Here is a 1,311-nt window from a genome sequence, read left to right on the forward strand (position 1 = left end):
TGGAGTTGCCCCCGCTAAAACGGACACGGTTAATTTATAGCCAGCAGCGAACTTCTGTATTCCCTTGGTGACTGCATTTTCAGCCCTTTATGGGGATGCCAGTTATTGTAGTCTTCCATCCATTCCGTCAGTTTTCCCATCACTGTCATGGCATCCGGCAGATCATTCACATACACGTAGTCACGCTTGAACGTTTTCACGAACGATTCAGCCATCCCGTTGCTCTCCGGACTGCGTACTGGCGTCGTACACACGATGAACCCGAGTGAGGCGGCGAACGTTCTTGTTGAGTCCGCTATGTAGCAACTGCCATTATCGGTCAGCCACTCAACGGCATGCGGCAGGTAAAGCGTATTGCCAAAGCGCTTTTCCACACTTTCTGTCAGCAGATCCTGCACCATAACGCTGTTTATTCCACCTGTTGTCGCCGACCAGCAGATGGCTTCGCGATCACAGCAGTCAAGGCTGAACACTACCCGCACGACTTCCCGATTCCAGCAGCGGATTTCAAAGCCATCTGAACACCAGCGCGTATCTGGCTTGAGTGTCACGACGTTGCCGGTATGACTCCGCTCTGGCTTTCTATGAACAGATTTTGCCAGCAACAGGTTGTTCGCCTGCATGATCCGGTAAATGCGTTTGGGGTTAACCCGCCAGTTTTGTTCCTTCAGCGCACGATTGAGGTGTACCGTCACGCGGCGATAGCCGTTTGTCACCCGCTCGCTGCATATCTGGCGGATAAGCGGTAACAGTCGGGCGTCATCATCTTTGCTATAGCGGGCTGGCCGCTGCTGGCGCTTCTTTAGGAGCCGTTCATAAAGATTCGAACGCGATACGCAGAGCACTTCTGCTATTCGGATGAGGGGGTATCGTCCGGTGGCAGCAATGGCATGCGCGATATCAACTTTTTTGCCTGGGCTATCTCAAGCGCGTCCCGAAGGATTTCGGCTTCCATCGTTTTGCGGCCCAGCATTTGTTCAAGCTGTTTGACTTTTTTCTCCAGCGCTTTGATCTCGGAGACGCTGACCACCTCGTCGCCAGCGGCGATCGCAGACTTTCCACCCTCGTTCATGAGCCGTTTCCACTTAAAAAGAAGACTGGGTGTGATGCCATATTGCCGGGCAACGAGTGAGACGGTGTAGCCGGGCTGCATGGCGAGCGCAACAAAACGGGCTTTCTCTTCAGGAGTATAACGACGGCGTTTTTGCTCGCCAGTGATCACTTCGATTCTTTGCACAGGACACTCCTTAAACATAGCTCTATGACTATGTCTTACTGGTGAAGTGTCCGGTTTAAACGGGGGCTATTACA

At 52.6% G+C, this 1,311-nt stretch carries 1 protein-coding gene; it reads right to left on the reverse strand.

What is annotated here, in order from left to right:
• Positions 1-29 precede the first annotated feature (29 nt).
• Positions 30-1,255 (reverse strand): IS3 family transposase gene (locus tag WFP70_RS26450; protein ID WP_442956375.1). Its coding sequence is split into 2 segments (ribosomal slippage): positions 30-913 and positions 913-1,255, totalling 1,227 coding nucleotides; the frame shifts between segments, so codons are not numbered across the junction.
• Positions 1,256-1,311 lie beyond the last annotated feature (56 nt).

The organism is Pantoea sp. USMM079, assembly GCF_037153115.1.
GTDB lineage: Bacteria > Pseudomonadota > Gammaproteobacteria > Enterobacterales > Enterobacteriaceae > Pantoea > Pantoea communis.